Raw genomic sequence first — 24,448 nt, 5'->3', positions numbered from 1 at the left:
ATCAAATGTACTTACACGTCCCGGAAAAAATTATGGCGAAGAATTAGATAATGACGCCCTACTCAATAAAATTGATGATGCAATAAAATAAATTCATAAAATGCTCTATATCAATTAGCCGCAAAAGCCAGGCTTGGCTTGCCAACTTGTGCGGTATCTAAATAAATTCTGAAATAATCAATCGAGTCTGACCCCATTGCGCTTTTATAAACTCCATTACACTATCGATTTTCACTAAATCATTAGTCCATTCGTTATAAACGGCTACAAAAAACTCTACAGAAAATATGGAATTAATGAAAATTCGAAAACAGGAAATACCAAGTTGTAAGAGTCAGAGGGTCAGGCCTTGAATTGTGAATTTTCAATTATAAGTTGATTCATAATTCAAGGCCTGACCCCATAGGTGCGTGAATTAGAGCATATAATGAGTGTTTTTATCCAAGAGTTGTCAAAAAATAATGCTTTGTCTTCTGATACCATTATTGGAAAAATTGCAAAATCAGTTGAGTTTAGCTACTTTCATAACACACAAGACATACACAACGTCATGCAAAGTTCCCTTGAAATATTAAATATTGATAGCCGATTCAATAACTCTCAATTTGCAAAAGAACAACAGGGAGCAATCTTTGCTGCAGATGCTTCGTTTTTACGAGGCTGTGTTAGCATTAAAACGGCTAAAATACCAACAAAGCAGGAAGCAAAATACGCCAATGATTGTGCTGCAATACCATAATATATTTCCACTACAATATTGATAAATGAAGCTTCCAAGAGAAGGGCCAACTACGTTACTAACAGCAAAGGTAGATTGAAAAAGCCCTAAAGTTTGCCCTTTTCTCTTACTATCACTGTTTTCATAACAAATCAGTTGAGCAGTAGATATAAAGAGCATTTCGCCCATTGTCCAAACAATACAAGATAGAATAGCAAATGCAAATATGAATGAAAAACTCAGAATTAACATTCCTACGCCCATAAATAAAGCACCTAGCCCAGTAATTAGCAGCTTATTTTGTTTACTCACTAATACAGTCAGTGGCGCTTGGAATAGCACAATTAAAGTGGTATCTAAAAGAAATAAAATACTAACAGCTAATTCCTTTAATTTGGGAAATGAGTCTTGAACATATAGTGGATAAGTAGAACTCAACTGCGCAATGATAAGCCCTACAAGAAAAACGCAGGAAAGAATTAATATATTAATTTTTGCTGACTTTTTTATTTGATTTGAATGGTGTTCTACAGTGTCTTTTTGGGCTATGAGATTTGTTATATTGCCTTGTAGTACAAGATAAATTGCTGAAACAAATAAAATTAAACTTGATAAGCCAAAAATAATAAAAAATCCATATGTTCCAACTCCAGCAATAAAAATACCTGATAACCCAAGTCCTAAATTTGATGCTACATGAGAGATACTGATGGTTCTATAGCGTAAATCGAAGTCATTAGCACATAAACTTAGCAAACTCATGTTATTTGATGTTTTAAAGCCATAGGCAGATAAGCCAAGAAAGAACTGATCAATCAGTAAAGTCGGAAAAGAATGCAGATACATTAAAAAGAAAAAACATGCAGATTGGATGCAAAGACTGATGATTGAAACAAAATACGGTGTAATTTTGTCTGAGAGTTTCCCCCCCACGAAACCACCAATCACAGTACCTAAACCATAAGAAGAAATTAGTAGTCCAGCTGTTGGAATGCCCAATTGTTGTTCATTCACAAAATACAAAGATAGAAAAAAACAAATGCCAATAGTAGATGCATTGATACAAATTAAGCTTATTTTCTGCCAACAAAACTTGGGTAGTCCTAAATAGTTTTCAGAATAATCTTTGATGAAAGTGATAAAATAGTTGTACATTTTTATGCGAGTTCAAGAGCTTTTAAAGTGGCTTGATCACAAGCAGCAATTTTAGTAGGTGGTATATATAGAGTTGAAAGATTTGATAATTGAATATCAGGCAAATATTTTAACTGAGTTTGTTTGATGGTAGGTTCAAATCCAGGATATTGCGCTGCTTCATAAATAATAATCTCATCTGTAACTTTATAATATTTTATTAAATAATCTAATAGTAACAAAATTCCTATTTTCTTATTGTTTGTTGTTTCATGATTTAGAATTCCTATAGCGTTAATTTGCCAGAGAATTAAATGAGAACTTATATCAACTTGCCGTTGATGAATCAAAAAATCACTAGCTTCAAATGATTGAGAACCTGATGAGCCAGGATCGATTAATAAATCTGCAAAAAGACAAGCTTCAGCTGAAATTGCAGGTAGGATTTTTGCATAATATCCTTCTTTCTTTGCTTTTTTTACAGCATCTAAACCAGGTTTAGCATAAACACTGGGATGTCCATAAAGAACAAAGCATATATGCTTATTTTGATATAAATGCTCTAAAACATAATCTGTTATCAGGCAATAAGAATCGGCGCGATTTGGGCATGAAAAATATAATTGATCTAATGACTCTGTATATTGATTTTGCTGTTGAATCCACAATTTTAGAATAGGATCATTCACCAAGTAAAGTACAATATCAGATTGTTTGATATATGCTATTACTTCATTCGTAAGATGAGCAAAAAATTTAATACCGCAACCAACAACGATCAATGAAGCTTTATGAGACATATCATACATTAATTTAAATTTCAAAAATTGTAGTTCGATCAGCTAATGCTATATCCTCATTTAAATTTTTTTTAAAATATGCAGCATCATTATAAAAGAATGCTTTTTGAATTGTAGAAGGTTCATCTTTTAATAATATATCAAGATTGACTTTATGATGCACTGTACTAGCTAATTGTTCTAGAAGTTTTACGATGCTCATGGCTTAACTCCCTTCAAGTTTAAACTTAACTCAAGCATATCATATTGATTACTCAAGTTTAAGATAAAGATTATTAAACCGATTTTTCTTTCAAGATTTATTATTTAAATAGTCGATTGGATATCTCGAGATCCTCTAGAACCTTATGTACTTGATACCCATACGAAACACAGTGGTACCAATTGGCTCAGAGCTAACTGCGTTGAAAGCAATTTTTTCGTTTCCAAAGACTCGCAGAATTAGAGGGTCAGGCCTTGAATTGTGAATTTTTAATTATAAGTTGATTCACAATTCAAGGCCTGACCCCATATGTGTGTGCTAGGATTGGATTTATAAGATAATTAAGGCTTAGGCGTATTTTTTAAAAATTCTTCTAAATCGTCAGCTACTTGACTAGTTCTAAACGCCTTCTTAAAAAGAATAAAATCATGAACTTGTTGATCCTTGGATGTTTTTATCACATTAGCAATCGGTTGACTTAAATATTTTTGAACTTCCTCTAGTGTTTTCATATCCTTGGCATCTTCTATCTTTTCTTTTAAATCTCTGATTGCTTTGTATTTAGGATCATCCTTTTTTTTACGTTTGGGGTCTTCTGGATTTCCATTAAATAAATCTTTCCAATGTTGTTTTTTAAAACTATTTTTTAAACCAGTTAAATAGTTTTGAATTTTAATAGATTCTTCATATTCTTTTTGAAATAAAATTTTAAATGTGCTCTCTTTAGGATTTTGTGTAATGACTAAATCACCTTTTAATTCAACGTCGCCTACTTTATAACTTGAATTTAAAGTCACTTCACTTTTTTTATTATGAGTTCCTGTATCAAATATTTGCACGCTTCTAGCACCTGTCAATTCTGCGACACCAGGAACATCTTTAAAAGAATGAACATGTGTGTTGCCCATCAGTGCACACCACTTTTCCCCTGAGCCAGCTTCCTTTTTTATAATTTCATGAGCAGTATAGTTCATGTATCTCTGTCTTTTATCATCTAATTGTTCATTGTTATAGCCAATCTTTTGTGCTTTATAAGTCGTGCTAACATCAATTCCAACAACTCTTATACCGGCCTCACGCGCTGCATATAAAACATCGGTGAAACTATACTTTACCACTTCTTCACCTATGATCAGCTGATGTCTTTCCATTTCCCTTAATCTTGCTTGAAGTGTACCTGATAAAGGAGCATCTTTTGTTTGAAAAAATTTATCTAAATCATTTTGATCGGTATCATAAAAAAAATGTTCCATAAATAAAATTTCAAAGCCTTCTTTTTTTAACATCTTCATGTTTTCAATTAAAAATCGTTTAGAACTAATATGCTGATGGGCTTCGCCAATGATAAAGGAGGATTTTTTTAAATCTTCAGCTTCTTTTAAAGGCTCGTTTGCTTTTTTAACCGGCGGGTTACTTATAAATTTAGCAACAGTTTCGTCCATCGCTTTCGAATCTAAAGTATATTCATAAGTTGAATCAAATTCCTTTCCTCGGGTATCAACAAATTGTTGACAAAACTCTATATTTTTCTTGTTTTCTTTGTAATGACTTAAAGTGACAGAAGTATAAGTGTCCCCGCCACCGGATACAAATGCTACATTATTATCACTCTTTGACCTCATGAGCAAAAAACCAATTCAATATGTATTTATTTTAAATATATAGCATATTTATAATTTTATTTTTGTAAAATTTATACAATTATAGTTATTTTTATATCAAATTTTCTTACCCATCGCTTTTAACATCATTTAAAAATAGGGATTGAATACACTGTTTTGTTAAAGCTTTTTCTCTCGCGAGTTAGAGGGTCAGGCCTTGAATTGTGAATTTTTAATTATAAGTTGATTCACAATTCAAGGCCTGACCCCATATGTGTGCACCTTTAGGTAAATGTGGAAAAGAACTACTGCTCAAAAGATTTAGTTTGGTGAGCTGTAATAATGAATCAGCTAGAGGTTGATTGCCTAAAACAATCGTACAGCCAAATAATCCAATTACTTCGTTCTCATTGCTATACCATGGCATTTTAATAGAAAGAGTATGAAGTGGCTTGTCATCATTAAGGTTGGCATGTTCCTCTACTATTTTATATTGCTGTTTTTTCATGACCTCATTGTTATTTTCTACAGAGGGTTTAATAGAGGTGGATTTGAATAATTTGTACCAAGGATTGCCTATGCTTTCTTCTCTGGAGCTAAATCCACAATGAAGAGTTAGAGGGTCAGGCCTTGAATTGTGAATTTTCAATTATAAGTTGATTCATAATTCAAGGCCTGACCCCATATGTGCGGACCGTCCCCGTGTTGTGTCTGTCAAACCACTTCCTATCTGGATTAGGTATCCTATAGCGGCAAATTAGATTGAGAATTTCCTCGACAAATCATATTCTGGTCATTAGGTATTGATACTAGAGGTTTGAAAAGGTTTGGCATTTTAACAACTATCCCAGGGATGCCTTTTTTTTCAAGCACTTCATTACACGCTGCGATTAATTTGAGATCACAGCGACCATTATTAAATATTAGCGCTTTACGCACAAACTCTTTTATGTGCTCAGCATATTTAGATAATTTTCCAATGCTATCCATATAATCAATAATAACTGAAGCATGATCTTTTTTATTCTTTTTTAATGCATAGAAAAATGGGTCAAGCTGATTTTTTTTATGACGTTGGAAATTAGTAACAGAAGGTTTAATTTTCTGCAGTAGATGCTTTAAATAATTGGGGGAACCATTATCAATCAATGTAAAAATAGGCGTTCTATGATTCCTATCTTTGAAATCTAAGCCCGGTTTTTCTAAAAGCAGATCTATAGCAGCTAATCGATTTTTTATGTCTCGAGGTGTTCTATCTAGGGAGGTACCCAAGCAAGCAAGATGTAATGCGGTACGGCCCGACATTGCTTGCTGAATCGTTGTATCCATTTTAGGATTCTGGAGTAATTTCTTCAATACAGTTACGTTACCCAGAAAAGCGGCCATCAAAAGTAAAGTGATACGCTCCTGCTGCCACAGCGGCATGAATTGCCCATCTTTTACTTTTAAAATTGGTAACGGCAAATGAGAAATAGAATCATATTTTCTGATATTTCTATTTTGTAGCATTTCGTAAACAGGTTTAGGTAGAAAAGCAGTATCTTCTTTGGTAATACCTAAGGGGCTAAGATCATATGTACAGTTTGCAAAATTGTAAGGAACAGGATGATAGTTATCCTGATACTCTTCAAAAATTTCCTGAGCACATCTAAAATTATCCGAAGGGTGTAAAAAGAGAGGTTTAAAGCAAAAATAATAATCTTTACCATAATCAACTAATAATTGCTCATCTTCATAAATATCTCTGGCGGCAACGACCAACATTCTCTTTTTCTTTTCTATAAATTCGACATTTTCCTGAATGGTTGAAGCATTAATAAAACGAGAAACATTTCCCTGGTATTTTGCATCAAGTATTTTGTTTCTGTTTTTCAAAAACATAAAATAATCTCTGTCTTTCTTTTCATCCTGATTTTCCTCATCGGAAACTTTTTCACCAGTGTACTCGAATAAAACAGTTCCCTTTTTGATGAAACGCCTGGCGTAAACACCATAGTGAATTTGCTGTGATGAAATGAGATTCAGAGGAGCAATGTAAACCAGATCGGGTTGGTCTTTTTTGCCACTTTTGTATTGAAAGTTAACCTGGGAACCATTGACTGATAAGTGAATTGAATTCTCTAGCTCTTGAATGGAATTAATATCATCAAGATAGAATATTGGTCTGTGACTTTGTGCAGGAGTAGTTGTAGAAAAACGGTTGTCGTCTGTCACCAACTCTTTCTCTCTTCCCTTGTCTTCATCATCAATAGTAAGGATCTGTACCCCTTCATTATTCCCCTCCACTGTTTGAGTCATAACCTCTTTTTGTTGTGGCTCATTAAGTGGGGAAAATATGGATGAATATAAATTAGGATTCAGTGGTTGGGGTGTTAAAACTTCCGGTTGAGAAAACATCAATTTCAGTAGCTCTTCCATGATTGTAGGGGGTAGCAATTCATTAGAGCTGTTATCAGTGATCTCTTTTTGCCTTTTAGGCGCTTTTTGCTGATAGAATTCTTCTTTCCCTATTTCCATTATCCCATCTACCTCTAGGCTTCTCGGCCCATCTAATTGGACTTGTTCTATTGCGCTTGCTTTTCTTTTGAGAGAAATATTTTCATCTTTAGATTTCATGGTGGTCTATTGTTAGCCAGTAAAGAACAAAATTTTAACATCTATTTATTAAAGGAGTTAGAGGGTCAGGCCTTGAATTGTGAATTTTCAAATAGAAGTTGATTCATAATTCAAGGCCTGATCCTGACTCCATATGTGTTTATTCTTTGTATTTTTTTACTAAAGCCATTAATTCTGGATCAGTAATGCATAACTTATATTGATTCATTAGTCATCCTTTATCTAATATTACACCAAATTATAGTTCAAAAATTATCATGATTTATCCAGCTAATCGGAGTTAGAGGGTCAGGCCTTGAATTATGAATTTTCAATTATAAGTTGATTCATTATTCAAGGCCTGACCCCATAGGTGTTTATTGCAATCCTTTACAGGAGTAGTGTATGAAAGTCTTTGTCACAGGCGGCACTGGGTTTGTGGGTGGGCATAGCATCAAGCGGTTACTGGCAGATGGGCATTCGGTGGTCGCGCCCGCTAGGCTTGAGGTGGCCTGTAAACGGCTGCGCGCACTTGGAGCATCGTCGACTGTCCTCGAATATGCAGATCCGGCCGCACTTAAGCAAGCAATGGCTGGGTGTGATGCTGCCGTTCATATTGCTGCGCACCTGAAGATGTGGGGGTCGTGGGAGGACTTCGAAGTCAACAACGTGACCTTGACGGATCAAGTGCTTAATGCAGCGAAAGCATGCAGCATCAAGCGCTTTGTACACGTTAGTGCCGCTTCCGTGGTTATGCAGGAGGCGAAGCCGATTGCCCATGCCGATGAGTCTTGGCCATTGACCGAGTTGCGCCATCTGCCTTACTCAACAACTAAGGCAATCTCCGAGTCGCATGTTTTAGCCGCACATTCCGATGGTTTCAGTACGGTGGCTTTGCGTCCGCCTCTCATTTGGGGGCCCGGCGATACGGTCGATGGTGACTTGGGCGACCGAGTCCGTAAACGACAGTTTGCGTGGATCAATCGAGGGGAGTACCCCTATGCCACCTGTCATGTTCAAAACCTGTGCCACGCTATAGCGCTCGCATTGCGCTCCGAGGTGAGCGGAGCGTTCTTCTTGACAGATGACGAAGAAATCACATTCCGCGAATTCCTAACGCAACGCCTGCATGCGAGTGGGCTGGAGGCACCACGGATGTCGGTACCTGCTCCGGTTGCCTGGTGGATGGGTAGAGGAATAGAAAAGCTTTGGGCTACCGGTTGGTTGCCTGGAGATCCGCCGCTGACGCGAGAGTTGGTCCGGCTGATTGGCTACCCATTTTCGCTGGACATAAGTCGCGCTAAGACAGTACTGCGTTACGAGCCGGAAATCACCATCCGCGAGGGAATGTCTAGAGTTTGAACGTCAGGCCTTGAATTATGAATGAACTTATAATTGAAAATTCACAATTCAAGGCCTGACCCCATATGTGCATATGTGTTGTTCACTTAATCTCAAACGTAGCTCGAGATTTCAATAAAGCCACGTTCGTTTAGCCGGAATTTTAATTCCAGTATCCTGACTAAAAATATTTTCTGTATGGACTAGCCTCATTTCCTCAAAACGACTCGTTTGGCTGAGTCCATCGGGTTGCCATAATCGTGCATAGATTAACTTCGCTTCGCTTAGGGAGATTCTATAGAATGAAGCAAGTTCTGAGATTGATTTTTCTGAATCGTTTTTCAGTCCTGTAATTCTCAGATGGAAATTATGAATAAAATTTTTTATTTTTACCCGCTGAGATGGATCCTGGAGGTTGGATTGATTCACATTCATGACAACCCCTTGATATTCAGAAATAAAATCGTACATATTCATTATCTTAGTTATGATTGGATCATATGAGAATGGAGGATTAAGTAAGGTAATATCTAATGAACATTCTTTTAGTTTTTCAAAGCGAATGTTCGTAGCACCAGCTAAAACCCAATCAAATTTATCAAAATCTTGAGGATAAATATGCTTTAAATATGATTTTAAAAGCCGTGCATATCCTGTAGGAGTGTCAATACCGGTGATAATCACATCTTTTTTTAAATCTATAGTTCCGCATAAATCTAAAATTCCTCCATGAACAGGCATTATTGCCGCAATATCCGTGTATTTGTCTTGAAGTGCCATAGATAAAGTATCGTCATAAGACATGAATACGATGTCTGACCTGTGATCCCTCAAATCATGATGCGCTTCCTCAGCATTTTTAACGTAATTTACATGGATTCCCAGATTATTTTTAACAGGCTCTAAGATAAAAAATACAATATCTTTGAATGCGGAGATTTGAAGAGTATTATCTTTCATGCTGTTCAATTATTCCCAAGTAATTTGGCATTCCTGACTATGCGGGTACTTGATTCAACTAGTTTTTCTTTCAGCTTGTTTAGACCAGGATAAACTAATTTTCCTTGACGCTTTGCAATCTTGCCATCAACGATCACTGTATCAACATTGTGCCTCTCAGCATAAAAAAGAATTGACTGAAGAGGATTGTGCACTGGCCAAAGATTTATATCTTTAAGATTAATAAGTATCAAATCAGCCTTCATGTCTTTAGCTATCTTACCGATTAATTTATCCAAATGGAGAGCCTTTGCACTATTAATCGTGATCCACTCTAAAGCTTGATCACAAGAGAGACCAATACCGTTGACTCCAGAACCTGAGTCTAATAGGGTCTGATTATCAAGCGCGCGCTGTGTTTGCAGGGCAAAGCGTAGTTGTGCGAATAAATTTCCAGAAATATTTGATGGAATATCTGTTCCCAAAGCCGGCTCTCCACCAGCTTGCAACAATTTCCCAGTTGCTGGAAAACCATGTCCCATTTGCATTTCAACTTCAGGTGTTATGCTAAGTGATGCACCATGATCAGCGATCATTTGATATTCTTCCAATGTCAGATTATTACCATGCACAAAGTTAATTCGGCTATCTAACAAGCCCGCCTCATGTATCTTTTTCACGCCTAATTTTGCCAAGCCTACACCGATATGCATGCTCGCTAAAACATTCAAGTCTCGGGCTAATTGAATATCGCTAACAAATACTTCATTCGTTGTGAAATCTGGTCCTCGCAAAGCAAGTCCCATTTGTATTCGCCCCTCAGCTTGAGAATGGTGTTTCTTTAAAAACTCAACCGCATCATGGGAATGCCTTTCAGAACTGTTAAACCACCACTTTGCAGCATCGATTCCAGGCGTGCCATAAGTAAATACAGCTCGAATGCCAGAATCCTCCAAGCCTTTCAGAGCACTCTCTGCATAATCAAGTCCATTAATGTTATTACACCAATCAAGTAGGCAAGTTACTCCAGCATCCAGTTGTTCCAAAGCACCACACAAGTTGGCAAGATACATATCTTCTGGTGTAAATTCACAACCAAGAGTATCGAGCATTTTTTCAAAATAATCGGATAAGCTCCAATTTCCGGCCACTCCGTGTAATCCTGCTTGCCATACATGAATGTGTGCATTCACCAACCCTGGCATGATAATCATGTCATGAGCTTCTATAATTTCTGCATCATTTTTTTCGATGTTTGGCCCTATATCATTAATCTTGTCGTTGATAATTAAAATGTCTACTTGATGCATGAACCAAGGGTTCGTTCTGTCTAGTAGCAAACCATTACGAATCAAAATAGGTCTTTTTTCCATGGTTTATCCAACTCGTTTACTTTGATGCCCTAGGTCTTATGGTTATGCACAGCTGCAATGCAGGTGACTTCAACCAAAAGTCCGGGATTAGCCAATGCCGCTACTCCAACTGATGTGCTCGTGTAAGAAGAAACGGGCATGCATTCTTTTCTGGTAGTAAAATAAGCTAAACCATTTTTTTCTATATCAACTACATAGGAGGTCATGGCCAGAATCTGTGATAAATCGGAGTTCGCAGCATGTAAAGCAAATTCTATGTTTTTGAATAATTGCCGGGTTTGAGACTCTATATCCTTACCCACCAATCTTCCGTCCCTATCTTCTCCCGCTTGTCCTGTCACAAAAATTAAATCATTGAATTGAACACATTGTGTAAAACCATACTTATCATAAGAAAGAAGTTCAGGTACCTGAATCACCTTTTTGTCCATAGTCCTATCTCCTTCAGTCTTTAATGGATGTTATTTCTGTTAGTATAGACCACCTGGTTGCTCACTGGCTTAGCACTTTGGAAATTGCGTCCCGATACAAAAACTTGAGCGTGAAAAATAAATCCCGCTCTCTATAAACTATGCTGAAATAAACCAACAGAAATTTTATTTGCATGGCGCGGTTACTTTACCCACTCCAGCAACCTCCCAGAATAGAAAAATCAAAAACATAGTCATTACCCTCGCTTTGACTCTTTTTAACTCAAAAGCTACAATCGCGCGATTTTTGCCAATTTAAAAAATTTAGGTAGCTTCTGAAGGACATACAGCAAGGAATGCTTTTCAATTTAAAACAAAACCAATTGGAGTACATTTTGAAAGTAAATCTGACTGATTATATAAGTACTTTTGCGGCGTTCGACCCAACTTTTGATGCAATAAAATCAAACCCTCTTGTTAAAGTTCAAAATTGTTATCAAACTACAAAATCTTTTCTGGCGTGTTTAGAGAAGTTCGCGCTTAATTTTCCACAATTAAAACAGATTAGAGCAAAATTAGCAGATCTCAATGAATTTTTTGCCGATATGCTCTTAGAGCAAACTAATGGTACATTACAACTCGCTGAAGGAGCAAATCTGCAGGTTGCAAAAAGTCGTAATAAACTTAGCCACGCGTTAGCAAAAAAGATTATTCAGGACCCAGACGAATTATTAGAACCAATCGAAGAGTTTCTTGAGGATATTAAGAAACAACTCAGCCTATCCAAGCAAGTAACACTTGATGAAAAGAAAAAACTAGACGATGTTGATTTAAATCTTCTGACTCACTCCATGATCTCTCTTGGATTCCAGGACAGATTTTTTGGTGGTGCTACTGATATCAATGCAAAAACACAACGTTCTAACGAATCTTTATTTGCAAATAAAGATTTCAGCAATTTAGCTAGCCCTACAACAAAAACTCAAGATCAAGATGAGTTGTTTAACATAGCCTCAACGTTGCAACAATTTATAGATAGAACGAATGTCATAGAAAATAAATTCGGATTTATGCCGGAGGAGTCAACCCACTACACCCCCACTCTATAAATCGGACATAAGCCAAGGAAGGCTGGTTTCTAAAGCAATACCTTTCAAGACAATGACGATGCACACCCTCTAAAGTTGAGTCACTCCCCCATCAACGAAAAGCTCACTTCCTGTAATATAAGAAGACTCCGAGGCAAGCAAGAAAGCAACAGCCGCAGCAACTTCTTCTGCAGATCCAAAGCGTTTCATCGGATTGGCAGCCTTGATATCTTCTAAAACCTTATTCACCTGATCTGCGGGAAGCCCCCCTTCGACGAACCACAGTGGTGTATCAATTGGTCCTGGGCTGACGGCATTGACCCGAATTTTTCGCTCCAAAAGACTGGCTGCAAAAGTACGTGCCATGGAGCGTACTGCCGCTTTAGTCGCACTGTACACTGAGGCGGTTGCGCGACCTGTACTTCCAGCAACAGAAGAATTCACCACAATGGATGCACCCTCCGCCAAATGTGGAATTGCTTTTTGCAGGGTAAAAAAGACGCTTTTAACATTGGTATTCATGAGATAATCGAAATGCTCTTCCGTCACTGCTTCTACCGGTTCAAAGAGTACCGTGCCTGCATTGGCAAAGAGTCCATCAATAAGACCCACCTCTTTTTTAATTGAAGAAAACAAGGCGTCAATATCACTGATGCGACTGGCATCAGAAACAAGGGTGTGCGCTTTTTTTCCAAGGGTTTTTACAGCAGCTTCCAGTTTCGTTTGATTGCGGCCGGTGATGATCACGCGCCCACCTTCATCAGTAATTCGTTTTGCAACAGCAAAACCAATACCACTGCTTCCACCAGTAACCACCACCGTCTTTCCCTTAAATCGCATGATTTTCTCCCAATGTTTTGTTTGGTACATTTCGACTGCTGATCGGCATGGAAAGTAATCCTGACGCATCAAGACTAAACCTACCTTGGCCTGCTGTTATTTATCGACGTTTAATGTAAATTATTAGCTTAAATTCCTTCACGATACAATCTGAGTCCATGAATAACGCACGATTGACTACAGCACTTATACCTGAGTTATATTGTTCTAATATAGACCTTAGCTTGTCTTTTTATACCGAAATATTAGGATTTAATATTCAATATCAACGTAGCGAAGAACAATTTGCGATGCTCGAGCGTCAAGGAGCGCGTTTGATGTTGGAGGAAATAAAGCAAGTGGGGCGAATATGGTTAACTGCCCCACTCGAGGTCCCTTTTGGTCGGGGGATAAATTTACAAATAAAAACGACTGCGGTCGATCAATTATACAGCCACATTCAACGCTATAAAATCAACCTCTTTATGCCTATCGAAGACCGATGGTATCAAGCGGGTGATCTTAAAATCGGCCAACGCCAATTCATTATTTTAGATCCCGATGGTTATATGTTGCGCTTTGCTGAAGATTTAGGGGATAAAATATGAAATATGTCGCATTGCTGCGTGGGATCAATGTGGGTGGGCACAAAAAAATTGCGATGCGTGATTTGTGTCTTTTGTTTGAGACTCTGGGCTTCAAGCAAGTAAAATCCATTCTGCAAAGCGGGAATATAGTGTTTGAGGCAACGCCTCACGTGTCGGAGACACAACTTGAGCAGCAGATTGCCTCTGCTATTGATCAACAATTGCAATTAGACATTGCCGTATTGGTGCGCCGCAAAGAATCGCTCGTTGAAATAATCCGCAACAACCCATTTTCTGCGCTGGCGATTTCCGACCCAAGCCATTTGCTGGTCATGGTTGTGGATAAGAATCCTTCATCTCCAGCCCTGGAAGCGCTCATCAAATGCATCCAGGGACGAGAACAAATCATTGGTGGTCATCAATGTCTCTATTTGGCTTATCCTGATGGGATAGGCCGTTCCAAATTAACCCATCAATTGATAGAGAAAAAACTTGGCCTACAAGGCACTGCACGAAATTGGACAACGCTTGCCAGGATCCATGCGTCTATGCCCTAAATCTTGATATCAGGCAATTTCTCATTGATTAAGAAACCGCTCGATTGAGGGTTTCTTTAGCTAAAGTCAGGCGACGCTCGACTTCCCCTAACTCTGCTTTTAAATGCAAAATCGCATTGGCATTGGGATTATGCCTCAGATGTTCCAAAGCCTTAGTCATTGCTTGCTGTTGTTCTTCCAAGGTTTTGACTTCCGTCTCCAGATCACTGATCCATTGCCGCCGAGTACTTAGCATCTTAATGCCAAATGAAGGTTTTTCCTCTGGTTTATTCTTACCCTGATGCATTTGACATAAGACAACCAAAACATTAATTTTTTGTCGGATTCGTTCTGCCAAATAAAACGCGCTGCGTTTATTTTGTTGCTTACCTAAAGCGTGGATGTCTGCTTTAATTTCCGCAATACATGCAGCACCACTGATTTCTGCATCAAGACGGAATAGGCCTTTAGGCAAGCGTTTACCTGAAAAAAATGGACCAAGCTCGCTAATTTTCCATTCCAATTCGGGTAACCTTGCCATTAACTGGCTTAGTAATTCATTAGATTCTGCTGGTCTATCCATTTGCTTTGGCCATCATGCTTTGGTCCATAAATGCCCCTTCTTACTGAGGACAAGAAACGTATGCAAGGATCGTTAATCTGGAACAGCCTCCAATACTGCTGCTTTTTCTTGCGACCAAGAACTGATAAATGGGGGTAAACACATTAAAATTAAGCCACCAATTAAGGTCATTTCATAACGGACAATACCGCCAACGTTGATCCCTTCTGGCGGAATAAAACTCACCGCTAAGGTAGCACATACCCCAACGATGCCAATACCTGCGACAAATAACATTCCTGCTATTCCGCCTGGGATTGCAAAAGGTCGATGATGGTGCGGCTCCGAAAAACGCAATTTAATTGCTGCAGCAAACATGATGAAATACATCAACATATACAATTGTGCTGCTAAAGCAGTTAATAACCAATAAGAGCCATTCACACTCGGCATAAATAAGAATAAGGCGGATAAGACGGTGACAATGCTCGCCTGAGTATAAAGCATCACCACTGGGGCACCTTTTGCATTCGTACGTTGGAAGTAATCTGGCAAATTACCATCCTCAGCAGCAACCAATAATCCTTTTGTGGGGGCAATGATCCAGTTACTCACACCACCGAGACCGCCCAGCACCAGCATTAAAGCAACTACAGGCATCATCCAGTACATTTGATAGCTGGAAAAGAATGCCTCGAATGCTTGCATAATACCCGCTACTAAATTGATATCTTTTCCAGGTAAAACAATCGCAATGGCTAAGGATCCAAGAATTAAAGTACTTAAAATAATCCCTACCGAATAGATTAAAACCTTGGGAAAAGCATGTTGTGGGTTGTTGACATCATTCGCATGGACTGTCGCAATCTCGATACCACAAAAGGACATAATAATCGCGGTTAAGGATACCCACATCGATTTATCAGACAAATGAGGCACGATACTGGGAATATCAAATTGAATCTGTAAGGGATTCCCTTGGGTCATCCATACAACCCCAAGACCAATAATTAATGACATAGGTAACAATAAACCCGCAAGAGAACACAAATTACTGAATGCGGCAGAAGATTTCATTCCGCGCAGGTTCAAAATCGTAGCACCCCAAAAACAACTGACGATGATTGCCCATAGAAAAACAGGATTGCTGGTTAACTCAGGATTGATTAAATAGCCAATAGTTCCGGCGACAAAAGATAAAATTGTGGGATACCAAATGACATTTTCGATCCATTGCAACCAAATGGCCAAGAACCCCATTTTTTTACCAAAAGCCTGTTTTACCCAGATATAAATCCCCCCTGACGAGCCCATCCTGAAGCCAACTCTGCTGAAACCAAGGCGGTGGGAATTAGAAAAAATAAAGCACCCAAAACAAAATAAAAGATTAATTGACTACCAAATAAGGCTGTAGCAGGCAAATTGCGTATGCTGTCAACAGAGCCAACGGTTATCATAGTCAGACTGAAAATTGTCAGTGAATGTTTTTTATCGATCATCGCATTCCTTCAGTGCAGTTTTGGGCATGCAGAAGCTTAATTATATAGAAATTAGCTTAAGAAACCCTTAATAATAGGGTAATAATTAAACAAAATGTTCCTTAATTTTGTTTGGTAACCCGCGAATTTTTAATACGCACTGTAAAATAACATGATTTAATCAGAAAATCTCTGCCTTTTTTCCTGTCTTTATGCACAAAATCACTCGTCCCCGCAAGAGAAGTGGACACTACTGATATTTAGATAGAGCCCATATTAGCCGGCTTGGGGAGTGTGGCCTTAATCGCGGATTACGGCATGCTCCAACCCGAGCTGCATCCCCTTAAGTTGAGACGATATTCCCAACAGTTTCATATCATGGCTTCTCTGTGCTATAGTTTCTATTTTTTTCGGGCACTACATTATGTTTGAAACCTTAACCGAACGTTTGACTCGCACCTTTAAAAATTTACGGGGACAGGGTCGATTAACTGAAGAGAATGTACAACACGCCCTGCGCGAAGTCAGGCTTTCACTGCTTGAAGCAGATGTTGCATTGCCTGTTATTAAAGAATTTATTGAACAAGTAAAACAAAAAGCATTAGGGCAAGAAGTCTTAACGGAATTAAATCCTGATCAAGCCTTTATTAAAATCGTTCATGATGAATTAATCCATATCATGGGCGATGAGCGTGCCGAGCTTAATTTTAAAACCCAACCACCTGCAGTTTTTTTAATGGCAGGATTGCAAGGCTCTGGTAAAACAACCAGTACTGCGAAATTAGCTCGTTATTTAAAAGAGTCTGAGAATAAAAAAGTAATGGTAACCAGCGTCGACGTCTATCGACCTGCAGCAATACAACAGCTTAAAGTATTGGCCGATCAAATAGGTGTTACCTTCTTTCCAGCAGAGGCCAATGAACAGCCACTTGCCATTGCAAAAAAATCGCTTGATGCCGCAAAAAAACAATATATGGATGTTTTGCTGATTGATACAGCAGGCCGCTTGCATATTGATGCGGATATGATGGCTGAAATTAAAGGCCTGCACAAAGAAATTAATCCAATTGAAACCCTGTTTGTTGTCGACAGCATGACCGGGCAAGATGCTGCAAATACCGCAAAAGCTTTTCATGAAGCCCTGCCGCTAACCGGGGTCATTCTGACCAAAACCGATGGTGATGCACGAGGGGGAGCTGCTCTTTCTGTAAAACAAATTACCGGCCAACCGATTAAATTTATTGGAAGTGGTGAAAAAGTAGAGGCGTTGGAGCCGTTTCATCCTGAGCGGATAGCCTCAAGAATTCTTGGCATGGGAGATATTCTCACGCTGATTGAAGAAGTTGAGCGTAAAGCGGACAAACAAGCCAGTGAAAAACTTGCTAAAAAACTGAAAAAGGGCAAAAGCTTTGATTTGGAAGACTTTAAACAACAGCTTCTGCAAATGAACAATATGGGTGGTATTTCTGGAATGATGAGCAAACTACCAGGTGTCAGTCAAATGATGCCACAACAGGCAATGAAACAAGTTAGCGATAAAGCCATGGCGCAAACCATTGCCATTATTAACTCCATGACACCCAAAGAACGTCGTATACCCAAGCTTATTGTGGGTTCACGCAAAAAACGCATTGCTTTGGGATCGGGAACACAAATACAGGATGTGAACAAGTTATTGAAGCAATTTGAACAAATGCAAAAAATGATGAAAAAATTTACCAAACCTGGTGGAATGCAAAAAATGATGCGTGGACTTGGTGGAATGGCCGGTTTAAAAGGCATATTACCCGATGATTTTAAATAATTCGCAAGAATTACTTCACATGCTGAATTAATTTTCGTACAATACACGGCATTTTTACGTAACCACTCTAAAGTAGAGGAAAACAATGGTCGTTATACGTTTATCAAGAGGTGGCGCCAAAAAGCGTCCGTTTTATCATATGGTCGTTACTGACAGTCGCAAACGCCGCGATGGCAGTTATATTGAGCGTATCGGTTATTTTAACCCTGTAGCACGTGGGCAAGAAGTACGTTTGCACATTGATGCAGAAAAATTAAGCCAATGGCAAAAAGTAGGCGCACAATTGTCTGATCGCGTAAGCGCTTTAGTCAAAGAGTTTAATAAAAAAGGCCAAGCTGCTTAATAACGTGAATAATCAGGACAACTGGATAGTAATAGCCCGTTTTGGGCGGCCACATGGTGTTAAAGGTTTTGTTACGGTTCACTCCTTTACAGAGCCTCGAGATAATGTGCTGAAGTATACAAATTGGCATGCCTTTATCAACAATAAATGGCAGCCAATAAAATTATTGCGTGCTGAAGTGCAAACTAAATCCATCATAGCCCAAATTGAAGGTTATCCTGAACGCGAGTCAGTAGCTCACCTCACTAATATAGAAATTGCAGTTCAACAGGAACAACTGGAAACACTAAAACCTGGTGAATATTATTGGCATCAACTTATAGGAATGAACGTGATAAACCAAAAAGGTCAATCTTTTGGGACTGTCACCGAAATAATTCCTACAGGTGCAAATGATGTTTTGGTTGTAGAAGGTAATAAAAGACACTTAATACCTTACTTACTCGACCAATTTATATTAGATATTGATACCAACCAGCAATTAATTACTGTTGATTGGGATATGGATTTTTAAGTGGTACTTCATCTCGGAGTAATCAGCTTAATACCCGAAATACTGAATGCGTTAAACTATGGCATTACGGGTAGAGCAATTGAACAGAAATTAGTCAAAATTGATTACTGGAACCCAAGAGATTGGTCTTCCAGGCCCTATAGGCAAGTCGATGATAAGCCTTATGGTGGCGGTCCGGGAATGGTTATGATGTATGAGCCCTTAAAAGGGGCAATTATGCAGGCGCGCAGTCAAATGCCGAGTCATTGTAAAACGGTTTACTTGAGTCCTCAAGGTAAGGTAATTCGACAAAATGACTTAAATCAAGTGGCACGTGACAAACAACCCTTGCTGTTTATTGCCGGGCGATATGAAGGAATTGATGAGCGTATTCTTCAACAATATGTTGATGAAGAATGGTCTCTCGGGGATTTTGTTTTAAGTGGCGGTGAGCTGGCTGCTACGGTATTTATCGATGCAATAATTCGTTTAATACCAGGGAGTCTAGGGCATCTTGGTTCAGCAGAACAAGATTCTTTTATGAATGGTTTACTGGATTGCCCTCATTATACTCGACCAGCAACCGTTGACGGGTTAGAGGTGCCACCCGTTTTGATAGGTGGTAATCACAGAGATATAGAACTGTGGCGAAGAAAGCAATCTCTGGGTAAAACTTGGCTTAAACGTCCAGATTTACTTGAAAAAATACAGTTAAGTGAAACAGATAAGCAATTGCTTGCTGAGTTTATGTATGAACACGGTGATTCCTAAAGGATGAACCAATTTGAGGAGTAGTCCATGACTAATATTATTGACCAACTGAATGCTGAGCAAATGCAAGGTAAAGAGATCCCTGTTTTCAACCCAGGTGATACTGTTTTGGTTCAAGTGAAAGTAATTGAAGGTAACCGTGAGCGTTTACAAGCATTTGAAGGTGTTGTTATCGCAAAACGTAATCGCGGTTTGAATTCTGCATTCACTGTTCGTAAAATCTCTCACGGTGTTGGTGTAGAGCGTGTGTTCCAAACTTACAGTCCTATTGTTGATAGCATTACCGTAAAAAGACGTGGTGATGTGCGTCGTGCTAAACTTTATTACCTCCGTAACTTAGCTGGTCGTGCAGCACGCATCAAAGAAAAGTTAACCGGTAAAAAAGCAGATTAATACCTAATTCCTGAACATCAATGATCCCCGTGCATACGGGGATTTCTTATTTATAGTAAGTATTCACGCCCTATTCACTAAAAGTCTTGTGTTAAAATTAAGCCCCAAGATTCAAACTGCCCCCTAGACTTTTTATACGAAAAAATTTTGCTTTGAAAGTAAAATATTCCTAATCCAAAGTTTTTCTAAAAAGTAAAATTGCTGAAAAAACCATAACAACCATAAAGAGTAGAATAGGCCAAATATCAGGCCAGAGAATGCTAAAATCCGCCCCCTTCAACATTATATTGCGGGTAATTCTTAAAAAGTGCGTTAAGGGGATCAATTGACCTATGTATTGCGCCCACATTGGCATTCCGCTGAATGGAAACAAAAAACCCGAAATCATTATTACAATTAACATATAGGCATTAGTTGAAGCAACCGCTTGAAATTGGGTTTTTGCGAAGGCGGACATAGCTAACCCCATTGCCAAACTTCCAATAGAGTAAGGTGCCATGATGACCAGATACAGCAGTAAACTTCCATGAAAAGGCACAGAGAAAACAAAATAAGAAATAAATAAGAGCATAAATAAGATCAGATAACCCACTATAAAATGTGGAATAACTTTACCCAAAATAATATTTGCTGCGCTCAGTGGCGTGATTAATAGTGTTTCGAAAGTACCTACCTCATATTCAGCTGTAATTGACATCGCAGTTAGAAGGGTCAGTGTTGTAAGCATCAATACGGCAATTAATCCAGGAACAATATTATATTGTGAGAACCCTTCAGGATTAAACTTGGCATGTATATCAAATTCAAAAGGGGTCTGTTGTGAAGAAAGATAAGCAAGAGAACCACGCGGATCATGTTCAAATAATTGAGCCGGGAGAGCGGCGGCTGCTCGAAATGCATTTGAAATTGCAACTGGGTCGGAGGCATCCGCTTCAATGAGCACATGCGGTTTTCTTCCTCTCAATAAATCCCTTGAAAAATTGGGCGGTATATTAATAACAAAAAGGCCTCTTCCGCTAAGCAATAAATTATCGGCCTCTTTTTCAGATCGGGCAATAGAATCTAAGGAAAAGTATTCTGTATGTTTAAGACCTTCCAATAAAGTGCGGGTAAATGAATTAATTTCAGAGGATATAACGGTCGTTGGTAAAAATTTGGGATTCGTATTAATCATAAAACCAAATAATAATATTTGCAGAACAGGAACTAAGAATAGGAACATAAACGTAGAAATGTTGCGTTTGATCTGGATAAATTCCTTTTTAGCAACCGATATGACACGACAAAAATCTGTTTTTATCATTTATAATCTCTGATCGCCATACGTAGAGAGCCAAACAAAAACATCATCTAAAGTCGAATCAATTATTTTCCCATAAAAACACTCGCTTTCGATATAGGGCTGGATTGCTCTCGACAATTCCTCCTTATTTTTACTGCTTACATGGAGTGAATTATGAAATCGTAAAACTTGATCGACTCCCTCGGTAGACTCTAATTGATGGGATAGCATCGCAATATTTTTGCCTTTTATTTCCCATGTGGTCAAATTTACAGAGTTTAAAATTTCTTCAATCGTTCCCGACATAAGGGTTCGTCCATAACACATGTATGCAATTTTGTTACATTTATCTACTTCATCTAAATTATGAGAACTCAATAAAATGGTAATTCCTTCTCTTGATAATTGATGCATCAAATCCCAAAACTCTCGTCTTGCCTTGGGATCAATATTAGCGGTTGGTTCATCTAATAATAACAATAAGGGATCATGCAATAAAGAAACAGCCAATGATAAGCGTTGTTTCCACCCCCCAGATAAAGTTCCTGAAATTTGATCTTTGTATTTTTCTAAATCAAATTTGTGCAAGTACTTTTCTATTTGATTCTTTCGATCAACTACACCATAAACCTCAGAGAAAAAGAGCATATTTTCATAGACAGTCAGATCTTTATACAGACCAAAACTCTGCGACATATATCCAACAAGTGCTTTGATCCGACGAGATTCTGTCAAGATGTCAAAGCCAACACACTCACCAGTACCTGAATCAGGAATGATCAGACCGCATAGCATTCTTATAGAAGTTGTTTTTCCAGCTCCATTGGGACCAAGAAAGCCATATATATCACCATATTCAACTTTAAGATTAAGATTGCTAACTGCCTGATATTTTTCGAATTTTTTAGTTAAATTTCTTACATCGATAATATAATTGCTTTTATCCATAAAAAACCCTATTTCTTCCCCGAAAATTTCAAAAAAAGCTTTTGAAATAAAGATGGTTGATGCATGGTTATAAATTTTTTAACAAGCTCTGTTTCTATAACTAATAACTCACTATCGATTTTTGCAAACGCGTCTTCATTTCTTTTGATATCCTTCATAAATTCTGCATCCCCAAACATTTGATTTATTTTAATTACCTTAAGACTGCTCTCTTTTTTATTGAGAAGAACAACCTCACCTTTGAGGAGATAATAACAAGCATCAGCAGCATCCCCCTCTTTATACAAATAGGTACCTGCAGTAACCTGAATATTTATTGCTGTTTTCACCATTGTCTGTATTTTCTCATGGGAAAAATTACTAAACAGATGATGAGCACGAATAAACTGAATTAAAAGAAATTCTTCACTTAACTTTTTCAAATTAGGATATTTTATCTCCGGCTGCTCCAAAAAACTGAGAAAATCATAAAGACTAATTTTTAGTAATTGCATAGGGGTAAGTGCTTTCACTGTAGCCGTTCGAAGACCTGTCTGAGAAACAAAACCCTCTGAGGATAAACCTATAATATCGCCTTTTGTTAATTCAGATATACGCATAGACTGTCTTGTTCCCTGCGCATGCACAGCTCTTGTTACTTCTGCTCTTCCTGAAATAATTAAAAAAATACAATCAATCGGTTCACCCTCAACAACAATAACTTGATCCGCTTCAACATGCTCAGGTTTCGCATATCCAATTAATTGATGCGCATTTGAACGATTGAGAAGACAGAAAAGAGGATGCTGTAAAATAAGCTCCTCATAATTTTCAGCGTTCTGTTTCATAAACTATCTGTTCTCTCATCAGCACGACATTATTATCATAATCAATTAGTCTAAGGTTCTTCTAAAAAGTACGATTCCAAAAAAAATAATAACTATGGAAAATAAAATTATAGGCCACGTATCAGGCCATAAAATATCCCAACCGGCACCTTTTAACATGCTGTTTCGCGTGATCCTTAAAAAATGCGTCAGCGGTATCGTTTGACTGATTGATTGTGCCCAATGTGGTACGCCAGTAAATGGAAATAAAAAACCCGAGACCATAATTGCGACCAGACCATAGGCGTTCGTTAAACCTACAGCCGCAAATTGTGTTCGAGTAACAGCCGAGATGGCGAGTCCTGTTCCTAAGCTGGAAATAGAGTAAGGGGCTAAAAGTAATAAATACAGGAAAAAGCTGCCATGAAAAGGAATGGAAAAAATAAAATAAGCGATTGCCAACAATATAAATAAAAGTAAATACCCTAAAATAAAATAGGGTATCACCTTACCAAAAATAATATTAACTGGAGTTAAAGGCGTTATTAATAAGGTCTCGAATGTTCCTCGTTCAAATTCTGAGTTTATAGATACCGCTGTTAAAACAGTTAATGTGGAAAAGATCAATAAAGCAATTAATCCAGGTATGGTATTGTATTGTGGAATACTTTCAGGATTGTATTTAGCTTGAATATCAAAAATGAATGGAGCATCCGTGGAAGCTAAATAACTCAGTGGGCCCTGTAAATCATGTTCAAAAACTTTAGAAGGTAATTCAGATGCAGCACGAAACGCATTTGAAACCGCTACAGGGTCTGAGGCATCAGCCTCGATCAATACATGCGGGTGCTTTCCACGAATTAAATCCCGGGTAAAATTGGGAGGAATATTAATCACAAAAAGCACCTTTCCACTCAGTAATAAGCGCGCGGCTTTTTTTTCATCCGCAGTTATGGTTTCAATTGAAAAATAATTCGTGTTTTTTAGACCCTCTAATAAAGTTCGGGTTAAAGGAGTATCCTCAGAGGTAATCACTACGGTTGGAAGGTTTTTGGGATTGGTGTTTATAATCGCCCCAAACAATAGTATTTGCGTCACTGGGATGATAATCAACCATGAGAAAATCAAAAAATCTCGTTTGATTTGAATAATTTCTTTTTTTGCAATCGACCAGATACGAAGAAATTCATTTTTTATCATTTATCATCCTTGAATGAGAATTAGAAATACTCAATTTTTCTCAAAACAATGTCTGAATTTTCCCAGAAAATGTCCAAATATCCATAAAGATGATTTTGTTGATACGGGGCATTATGGTCTATGGTATCGTAATATGATCATCACTGACAGTCTATTTTTCAATGTGATTTCTTTCATTAATGAAACAGTCACGAAATCGACAGTCAGCAAGCAGACATAAAGCAA

Annotated in this window: 24 protein-coding genes and 1 pseudogene; 9 read left to right on the top strand and 16 right to left on the bottom strand. The window is 38.0% G+C overall.

Going from position 1 to position 24,448, the window contains the following annotated elements; translation table 11 throughout:
- Positions 1–652: 652 nt before the first annotated feature.
- The 6 genes from EL022_RS05820 to EL022_RS05795 form a co-directional block, all read right to left on the bottom strand.
- Positions 653–1,873, bottom strand: a complete 1,221-nt coding sequence (locus EL022_RS05820; RefSeq protein ID WP_028381293.1) for an MFS transporter — start codon at positions 1,871–1,873, stop codon at positions 653–655.
- Between the two features lie 2 nt (positions 1,874–1,875).
- Positions 1,876–2,652: an SAM-dependent methyltransferase gene (locus EL022_RS05815; protein WP_035900932.1), complete on the bottom strand. Its 777-nt coding sequence runs from the start codon at positions 2,650–2,652 to the stop codon at positions 1,876–1,878.
- 13 nt (positions 2,653–2,665) lie between these two features.
- The gene (locus EL022_RS05810) at positions 2,666–2,854 is read right to left on the bottom strand and encodes a hypothetical protein (RefSeq protein WP_028381295.1); all 189 of its coding nucleotides are present in this window, start codon (positions 2,852–2,854) and stop codon (positions 2,666–2,668) included.
- A gap of 341 nt (positions 2,855–3,195) precedes the next feature.
- Positions 3,196–4,476: a membrane-targeted effector domain-containing toxin gene (locus EL022_RS05805; protein WP_028381296.1), complete on the bottom strand. Its 1,281-nt coding sequence runs from the start codon at positions 4,474–4,476 to the stop codon at positions 3,196–3,198.
- A 211-nt stretch (positions 4,477–4,687) separates the two neighbouring features.
- Entirely contained in the window at positions 4,688–4,963 is a 276-nt protein-coding gene (locus EL022_RS05800) for a hypothetical protein (protein WP_028381297.1), read from the bottom strand.
- Positions 4,964–5,199: 236 nt separating this feature from the next.
- Positions 5,200–7,071 carry an SET domain-containing protein-lysine N-methyltransferase gene (locus EL022_RS05795; RefSeq protein WP_028381298.1) on the bottom strand — a complete coding sequence of 624 codons (1,872 nt, stop codon included), beginning with the start codon at positions 7,069–7,071 and terminating at the stop codon, positions 5,200–5,202.
- 384 nt (positions 7,072–7,455) lie between these two features.
- Here EL022_RS05795 and EL022_RS05790 point away from each other — a divergent pair, with 384 nt between their 5' ends.
- Positions 7,456–8,412, top strand: coding sequence for an NAD-dependent epimerase/dehydratase family protein (locus tag EL022_RS05790; RefSeq protein WP_028381299.1), 957 nt, complete (start codon positions 7,456–7,458; stop codon positions 8,410–8,412).
- A gap of 111 nt (positions 8,413–8,523) precedes the next feature.
- Here EL022_RS05790 and EL022_RS05785 read toward each other — a convergent pair whose 3' ends face one another.
- Genes EL022_RS05785 through EL022_RS05775 form a run of 3 tightly spaced genes read right to left on the bottom strand, consistent with a single transcriptional unit; the run spans position 8,524 to position 11,134 of the window.
- A complete protein-coding gene (locus EL022_RS05785; RefSeq protein ID WP_028381300.1) occupies positions 8,524–9,351 on the bottom strand; it encodes a hypothetical protein in 828 nt (275 codons plus the stop codon).
- A 5-nt stretch (positions 9,352–9,356) separates the two neighbouring features.
- Entirely contained in the window at positions 9,357–10,703 is a 1,347-nt protein-coding gene (locus EL022_RS05780; protein ID WP_028381301.1) for an amidohydrolase family protein, read from the bottom strand.
- Positions 10,704–10,732: 29 nt separating this feature from the next.
- The gene (locus EL022_RS05775) at positions 10,733–11,134 is read right to left on the bottom strand and encodes a RidA family protein (protein ID WP_028381302.1); all 402 of its coding nucleotides are present in this window, start codon (positions 11,132–11,134) and stop codon (positions 10,733–10,735) included.
- A gap of 374 nt (positions 11,135–11,508) precedes the next feature.
- Here EL022_RS05775 and EL022_RS05770 point away from each other — a divergent pair, with 374 nt between their 5' ends.
- Positions 11,509–12,222, top strand: coding sequence for a hypothetical protein (locus EL022_RS05770; RefSeq protein ID WP_126325115.1), 714 nt, complete (start codon positions 11,509–11,511; stop codon positions 12,220–12,222).
- Between the two features lie 69 nt (positions 12,223–12,291).
- On the opposite strand, the gene EL022_RS05765 is transcribed toward EL022_RS05770, so the two are convergent.
- Positions 12,292–13,041 (bottom strand): SDR family oxidoreductase, encoded by a 750-nt coding sequence (locus EL022_RS05765; RefSeq protein WP_051544463.1) that lies wholly within the window; start codon positions 13,039–13,041, stop codon positions 12,292–12,294.
- A 158-nt stretch (positions 13,042–13,199) separates the two neighbouring features.
- On the opposite strand from EL022_RS05765, the gene EL022_RS05760 reads away from it, so the two are divergent.
- Together EL022_RS05760 and EL022_RS05755 are read left to right on the top strand one after the other, a co-directional pair.
- On the top strand, positions 13,200–13,628 hold the full coding sequence (locus EL022_RS05760; RefSeq protein WP_028381305.1) for a bleomycin resistance protein: 429 nt from the start codon (positions 13,200–13,202) through the stop codon (positions 13,626–13,628).
- Positions 13,625–14,164, top strand: a complete 540-nt coding sequence (locus EL022_RS05755) for a DUF1697 domain-containing protein (RefSeq protein WP_028381306.1) — start codon at positions 13,625–13,627, stop codon at positions 14,162–14,164. Before EL022_RS05760 ends, EL022_RS05755 begins: the two co-directional genes overlap by 4 nt.
- A gap of 28 nt (positions 14,165–14,192) precedes the next feature.
- Here EL022_RS05755 and EL022_RS05750 read toward each other — a convergent pair whose 3' ends face one another.
- Entirely contained in the window at positions 14,193–14,726 is a 534-nt protein-coding gene (locus tag EL022_RS05750; RefSeq protein ID WP_028381307.1) for a hypothetical protein, read from the bottom strand.
- Between the two features lie 72 nt (positions 14,727–14,798).
- Positions 14,799–16,162: pseudogene (locus EL022_RS05745) on the bottom strand (APC family permease).
- Between the two features lie 445 nt (positions 16,163–16,607).
- Between EL022_RS05745 and ffh the strand changes: the two are divergent.
- The 5 genes from ffh to rplS all read left to right on the top strand — a co-directional run bounded on the left by ffh (position 16,608) and on the right by rplS (position 19,987).
- Positions 16,608–17,987, top strand: coding sequence for a signal recognition particle protein (gene ffh, locus EL022_RS05740; protein ID WP_028381309.1), 1,380 nt, complete (start codon positions 16,608–16,610; stop codon positions 17,985–17,987).
- 85 nt (positions 17,988–18,072) lie between these two features.
- Positions 18,073–18,330, top strand: a complete 258-nt coding sequence (gene rpsP / locus EL022_RS05735; protein WP_028381310.1) for a 30S ribosomal protein S16 — start codon at positions 18,073–18,075, stop codon at positions 18,328–18,330.
- A gap of 4 nt (positions 18,331–18,334) precedes the next feature.
- Positions 18,335–18,844: a ribosome maturation factor RimM gene (gene rimM, locus EL022_RS05730; protein WP_028381311.1), complete on the top strand. Its 510-nt coding sequence runs from the start codon at positions 18,335–18,337 to the stop codon at positions 18,842–18,844.
- Entirely contained in the window at positions 18,845–19,594 is a 750-nt protein-coding gene (gene trmD, locus EL022_RS05725) for a tRNA (guanosine(37)-N1)-methyltransferase TrmD (protein ID WP_028381312.1), read from the top strand.
- Positions 19,595–19,621: 27 nt separating this feature from the next.
- Positions 19,622–19,987, top strand: a complete 366-nt coding sequence (rplS, locus tag EL022_RS05720; RefSeq protein WP_028381313.1) for a 50S ribosomal protein L19 — start codon at positions 19,622–19,624, stop codon at positions 19,985–19,987.
- A 169-nt stretch (positions 19,988–20,156) separates the two neighbouring features.
- On the opposite strand, the gene EL022_RS05715 is transcribed toward rplS, so the two are convergent.
- Genes EL022_RS05715 through EL022_RS05700 form a run of 4 tightly spaced genes read right to left on the bottom strand, consistent with a single transcriptional unit; the run spans position 20,157 to position 24,223 of the window.
- On the bottom strand, positions 20,157–21,290 hold the full coding sequence (locus EL022_RS05715) for an ABC transporter permease (RefSeq protein WP_028381314.1): 1,134 nt from the start codon (positions 21,288–21,290) through the stop codon (positions 20,157–20,159).
- Positions 21,291–22,217, bottom strand: a complete 927-nt coding sequence (locus tag EL022_RS05710) for an ABC transporter ATP-binding protein (protein ID WP_028381315.1) — start codon at positions 22,215–22,217, stop codon at positions 21,291–21,293.
- A gap of 8 nt (positions 22,218–22,225) precedes the next feature.
- Positions 22,226–23,044 carry a cyclic nucleotide-binding domain-containing protein gene (locus EL022_RS05705; RefSeq protein WP_035900877.1) on the bottom strand — a complete coding sequence of 273 codons (819 nt, stop codon included), beginning with the start codon at positions 23,042–23,044 and terminating at the stop codon, positions 22,226–22,228.
- A gap of 45 nt (positions 23,045–23,089) precedes the next feature.
- Positions 23,090–24,223 carry an ABC transporter permease gene (locus EL022_RS05700; protein ID WP_028381316.1) on the bottom strand — a complete coding sequence of 378 codons (1,134 nt, stop codon included), beginning with the start codon at positions 24,221–24,223 and terminating at the stop codon, positions 23,090–23,092.
- Positions 24,224–24,448 lie beyond the last annotated feature (225 nt).

Source organism: Legionella cherrii (assembly GCF_900635815.1).
Classification (GTDB): domain Bacteria; phylum Pseudomonadota; class Gammaproteobacteria; order Legionellales; family Legionellaceae; genus Legionella; species Legionella cherrii.
This window is presented reverse-complemented; position numbering and strand designations above follow the sequence as displayed.

Excerpts from the sequence above, each read along its gene's own strand:
- EL022_RS05820 (WP_028381293.1), bottom strand. The coding sequence starts at position 1,873 with ATGTACAACTATTTTATCACTTTCATCAAAGATTATTCTGAAAACTAT.
- EL022_RS05815 (WP_035900932.1), bottom strand. The coding sequence starts at position 2,652 with ATGTCTCATAAAGCTTCATTGATCGTTGTTGGTTGCGGTATTAAATTT.
- EL022_RS05810 (WP_028381295.1), bottom strand. The coding sequence starts at position 2,854 with ATGAGCATCGTAAAACTTCTAGAACAATTAGCTAGTACAGTGCATCAT.
- EL022_RS05805 (WP_028381296.1), bottom strand. The coding sequence starts at position 4,476 with ATGAGGTCAAAGAGTGATAATAATGTAGCATTTGTATCCGGTGGCGGG.
- EL022_RS05800 (WP_028381297.1), bottom strand. The coding sequence starts at position 4,963 with ATGAAAAAACAGCAATATAAAATAGTAGAGGAACATGCCAACCTTAAT.
- EL022_RS05795 (WP_028381298.1), bottom strand. The coding sequence starts at position 7,071 with ATGAAATCTAAAGATGAAAATATTTCTCTCAAAAGAAAAGCAAGCGCA.
- EL022_RS05790 (WP_028381299.1), top strand. The coding sequence starts at position 7,456 with ATGAAAGTCTTTGTCACAGGCGGCACTGGGTTTGTGGGTGGGCATAGC.
- EL022_RS05785 (WP_028381300.1), bottom strand. The coding sequence starts at position 9,351 with ATGAAAGATAATACTCTTCAAATCTCCGCATTCAAAGATATTGTATTT.
- EL022_RS05780 (WP_028381301.1), bottom strand. The coding sequence starts at position 10,703 with ATGGAAAAAAGACCTATTTTGATTCGTAATGGTTTGCTACTAGACAGA.
- EL022_RS05775 (WP_028381302.1), bottom strand. The coding sequence starts at position 11,134 with ATGGACAAAAAGGTGATTCAGGTACCTGAACTTCTTTCTTATGATAAG.
- EL022_RS05765 (WP_051544463.1), bottom strand. The coding sequence starts at position 13,041 with ATGCGATTTAAGGGAAAGACGGTGGTGGTTACTGGTGGAAGCAGTGGT.
- EL022_RS05760 (WP_028381305.1), top strand. The coding sequence starts at position 13,200 with ATGAATAACGCACGATTGACTACAGCACTTATACCTGAGTTATATTGT.
- EL022_RS05755 (WP_028381306.1), top strand. The coding sequence starts at position 13,625 with ATGAAATATGTCGCATTGCTGCGTGGGATCAATGTGGGTGGGCACAAA.
- EL022_RS05750 (WP_028381307.1), bottom strand. The coding sequence starts at position 14,726 with ATGGATAGACCAGCAGAATCTAATGAATTACTAAGCCAGTTAATGGCA.
- ffh (WP_028381309.1), top strand. The coding sequence starts at position 16,608 with ATGTTTGAAACCTTAACCGAACGTTTGACTCGCACCTTTAAAAATTTA.
- rpsP (WP_028381310.1), top strand. The coding sequence starts at position 18,073 with ATGGTCGTTATACGTTTATCAAGAGGTGGCGCCAAAAAGCGTCCGTTT.
- rplS (WP_028381313.1), top strand. The coding sequence starts at position 19,622 with ATGACTAATATTATTGACCAACTGAATGCTGAGCAAATGCAAGGTAAA.
- EL022_RS05715 (WP_028381314.1), bottom strand. The coding sequence starts at position 21,290 with ATGATAAAAACAGATTTTTGTCGTGTCATATCGGTTGCTAAAAAGGAA.
- EL022_RS05710 (WP_028381315.1), bottom strand. The coding sequence starts at position 22,217 with ATGGATAAAAGCAATTATATTATCGATGTAAGAAATTTAACTAAAAAA.
- EL022_RS05705 (WP_035900877.1), bottom strand. The coding sequence starts at position 23,044 with ATGAAACAGAACGCTGAAAATTATGAGGAGCTTATTTTACAGCATCCT.
- EL022_RS05700 (WP_028381316.1), bottom strand. The coding sequence starts at position 24,223 with ATGATAAAAAATGAATTTCTTCGTATCTGGTCGATTGCAAAAAAAGAA.